We start from the raw sequence: 3,962 nt of genomic DNA, 5'->3' as shown, positions 1-3,962 counted from the left end.
AAGTTCTTCGCTAAAGACAACTGCTCTTTGATTCAGATCGGCGTTGAGTTTCATGACTTTTTCCTCCTGAGGCTTGGTTTTAGTTAAAAAATCTGGATGACTCACTATCGGTAGATGCCGGAACTGACGGCCTACCAAGGGCCCGTCTCCTGCAAAAATCGGGAAAATTCTGGAGAAGACCAGCTTAAAGGGAGACTGCCTTGAACCTGAATTCCTTGCATAAGATGAAATTTGAATAGTCTTTCGGCTCCGGCATAGGTGGCAACCTCAGGATTGCCGTCCCAGATGACTTCAGCCTGTCCGGTGAGATAAAGCAGGTTGCCATAATCAAAGTCAATAAAGAGGAGGCCAGCCCTCGGATTGACCTCAATATTACCGAAGGTGTTGAAGTAGCAGTTCCCGGTAAAGTCGGGGATAGTTAGGGTGTTACCGTCTATACGCACAAAACCGGGATTGCCGCCGCGATGAGACACATCCACACCTTTGGCGGCTCCTGCAGATTCAGCTTGATAAGCAGTGGCGATAAAGAAAGTATCGGCAGCAGCAATCAGGGCGCGATCGCGATCGCCTAAAGTGGTTAGGGTTTGCAGAGGTTGGGTTTCAGTCGGGTCAAATGCTGACAAATCAAACTGTCGCGCCTGGATGTATTTAGGACAGTTGCCAAACGTTTGTCCGACTTGAACCTCAAAACCATCGGGCGCGATCGCACTCACAACCCCATTCACCCGATTGCGACGGCGAGTATGCAGTTCGATGCCGAGAAAGCCGATGTCAATGCCAACCGCCAGATTGTTGGCGAGGGGATCGCCATAGAGCGGTTGGGCAGCAATGTGCAGCTTTCGGTCACTTGGGGTTGCAATAAATCCTGGTTCGCCAATAAGGAGGGAAGCCCACGGATTTCCTTGCTGATCGACAGTGCCAACCAACAAATAGGAAAGTTGAGCATAGAACTGTTGATGCTGCTCTGGCAGAAACTCACGAATCACTCGTCTTCCAAAGCTTTCCATCTTTTCGCGCCCCCCCAACCGTGCTTGAATAGCTTGTTCGCCGGAATGAAAAGGGGATTCTGCTTTTTGCCAGCCAGGAATAGTCATCATCAAGTTTCCTAGAGAGTGAGCATAAAAGAACGACGTCAAATTTCGCGGCAGTCCCCCGTTAGAGGATGTCTGAAAAGTCTCCTGGACTAGATTTGGCTACCCTCACCCCCTATAAACCTCTCCGGTAAAGTGGGCGTTTGAGGTATGAGGTATTCTGCAAACTGGTTCGAGTAGCCTTGGCCCCACGGATGGCCCCTTTTAAAACATCCTCTCATTTGATTAGGGGGGGTTGCATCAGAACCCGAAAATGGCACTATTCGACCCTGGCGGCACCCTAGCCATTCAGCTATGTGCCTCAGCCAGCAAAGATAGCCCCCAATTTTCAGTTACTTGGCAGGAGCCGTCAACTCCATGCGAATGCCGCCAGGAATATAGAACATCATGTGTTGCGTAGGCCCCCCGCCGAGCAGTTCTGGGGCAAATTCAATTTCAACTCCTTCGGTGGTTTTAAGCTTTTCATAGACGGTGTTGAGGGTTTCAACACTGTCTACTTTGAAGGCAAAATGATGCAAGCCGATGTTGGTTTTTCGATCAAACGAAATGGCTTTGTCGGGGTCTACTGCCTGCCAGAGTGTTAATAAATGGGTGCCGTCGGATAGAAAATAGGCAGGGTAGTTGGGCACTTCGCCCACTTGCTTGAACTCCAATACATCTACGAAGAAATCGCGGGTAGCGTTGATGTTGGGAACGGTCAGACCAACGTGGTGAAAGCCTTGAGTAATTGCCATGATGAATTTCCTGGGGTGAGGTTATATCAATTCTCGATTTTGGATTTTCGATTTTGAATTGAACAGTCTTGGCGCTGCATCCGTTTCGTCAGTCTCATCTGTACCTTTCTTTTGAAGAATCGGTATTAAACGGGTTTGAGCCAGCGATCGAAGTAGCAGAAAGACAGGGATACTAGCTGGCCATGCGGTCGCTATCTTTTGGTGGCAAAAGGGTTTAAGGTCTAGACAGATAGGTTTGTCTTGTTCAACAAGTCCGGGATTGAACCCGCCTTCGACCCTGAGCTTTTTGATGTGTTTTAAGCAGCGGTTGCTGCTGTTGCTGAGCGACGAGAGCCTTCAGCGCGACGAATATCGCGCCAAATTTGGGTGGCGGCGTTAGCCCCATCGGCAGCAGCGATAACGACCTGGTTCATGCCAACCTTCAAATCGCCAACTGCAAAGATGCGAGGATGCGAGGTGCGATTCATCGCATCTGTTACCAGGTTGCCACCGTTGTATGTCAGGTCGATCCCTTTCAGATAGTCGGCATGATATTTAGACCCCATCGAAACGAGTCCGGCATCGAGTTCCACCACAGCACCGTTTTCGAGTTCCACCCCCGACATTTGATGGTTCTCGCCGAGAAATTGGCGAATGGGCTGTTCGTTGAGGATATAACCAGCTTCAGCAAAGCGATCGCGCAGTTTTTGCCCCACTTCAAAGGCACTATGGGTAAATAGGGTAATGTAAGGCGTGAACCAGCCCAGCGCAAAGGCAACTTGCAGACTGTCTTCGCTGCTGCCGAAGACGCCAACTCGCTGATCGCGCATTTCGTAGCCATCACAAATCAAACAGACGTGCAGGTTGTATCCAGCATAGTCGAACACATTTTTCAGGTCGGCCAGTTGGGGCAGATGGTCGATGATGCCGCTAGCGGCGATCAAATAGCGAGTCCGGAAGGTTTTATAGGTAGGATTCTGGCGACCGATGCGCACTTTCACGGCAAAGACTTGACCTTCATCAATGACATCTTCCACATAGGCGTTGAGATAGTCGCCTTCAAGGGAGAGGTAATGGTCTTTGCCTTGCTTGAGCACTTCACGACCAGGAGTTTCTGGCGGCAAACCCAAGTAATTGTGCAGTTCCTGCATCCAAAAAGAGCGAGCTTTACCTTTATCGATAATCAACGTTGAGAGCAGGTAGCGCTGTGAGTAGATACCTGCCGAGAGGCCAGCCGCGCCACCGCCGACTATCAGCACATCGTAAACCCGGTCGATTCGTTGGGTGAGCGTTTGTTTGGTCAGTTGCATAGCAACCTCCGAGGAAGCGTAGGAAGTAAATTTTAGTTAGACCGTTCTGTCTATTTTGACTGTACCGAACGTTTGGTTTAATGTCAACTAAAGCGCTGAGCAAAAAAACAAGGCACGCACGCAAGGGCAACTAGCCCTCTGACACCACCCACAAAGCAGCCCAGTTTCAGCTACGAGATCAAGAATTCCTAGGCTGTATGACTGGCGCGAGGTTAGGCGGCTTGAATCAATCTGGTAGCTGCCGCTTTAGCAGGGGCGGCGGCGGCTGGACTACGCCGCATCATGGCTACAACAATGGCCCCTTCTAACAACAACAGCAGTTGCTCAGCCACGACTTCAGGATTTGCGATCGCGGCTGCCTTCACCAGTTTCAAAATATAGTCATAGATCGCCTGTTGGTGCTCAAGCGCCACCTGATAGCCGGGATGTTCCGGATCAACCAGTTCAACAGCAGCGTTAATAAAGGCACAGCCTCGAAAATCGGGTTGCGAAAACCATGCTTCGAGCGCGTCAAACATCGCCAGGAGCCGCTCAGCCGGATCTGTCGCCTGTTTTTCCACCGTTTTTTGAAACCACTCGCGCCAGTTGGCATCGCGCTGCTGTAGCCAAGCGGCAATCAAAGCGTCCTTAGACTTAAAGTGGTTGTATAAAGACATTTTCGCCACGCCGGACTCGGCGATGATGCGATCAATGCCCACATTTTGTACCCCTTCTTGATAAAACAGATCTGCCGCTGCTTTCATGATGCGATCGCGGGCAGGTAGCTTTGCAGCCGATTTTGAGCGAGCCATATCAAAACATATTTATACAGACTTGTCTACATCTTATCGCTTTTAGCTCTCATATCG

General features: G+C 50.2%; 4 protein-coding genes. All 4 read right to left on the bottom strand.

The window, feature by feature from the left end:
- Positions 1–131 precede the first annotated feature (131 nt).
- The 4 genes from ACTS3T_RS18895 to ACTS3T_RS18880 all read right to left on the bottom strand — a co-directional run bounded on the left by ACTS3T_RS18895 (position 132) and on the right by ACTS3T_RS18880 (position 3,905).
- On the bottom strand, positions 132–1,094 hold the full coding sequence (locus ACTS3T_RS18895) for a pyridoxamine 5'-phosphate oxidase family protein (RefSeq protein WP_377963018.1): 963 nt from the start codon (positions 1,092–1,094) through the stop codon (positions 132–134).
- A 329-nt stretch (positions 1,095–1,423) separates the two neighbouring features.
- Positions 1,424–1,825: a VOC family protein gene (locus tag ACTS3T_RS18890; RefSeq protein WP_377963006.1), complete on the bottom strand. Its 402-nt coding sequence runs from the start codon at positions 1,823–1,825 to the stop codon at positions 1,424–1,426.
- 296 nt (positions 1,826–2,121) lie between these two features.
- A complete protein-coding gene (locus tag ACTS3T_RS18885) occupies positions 2,122–3,114 on the bottom strand; it encodes an NAD(P)/FAD-dependent oxidoreductase (RefSeq protein WP_377963008.1) in 993 nt (330 codons plus the stop codon).
- A gap of 212 nt (positions 3,115–3,326) precedes the next feature.
- A complete protein-coding gene (locus ACTS3T_RS18880) occupies positions 3,327–3,905 on the bottom strand; it encodes a TetR/AcrR family transcriptional regulator (RefSeq protein ID WP_377963010.1) in 579 nt (192 codons plus the stop codon).
- Positions 3,906–3,962 lie beyond the last annotated feature (57 nt).

It is taken from the genome of Almyronema sp. (genome assembly GCF_052168255.1).
Taxonomy (GTDB): domain Bacteria; phylum Cyanobacteriota; class Cyanobacteriia; order Phormidesmidales; family Phormidesmidaceae; genus Sphaerothrix; species Sphaerothrix epifaneia.
This window is presented reverse-complemented; position numbering and strand designations above follow the sequence as displayed.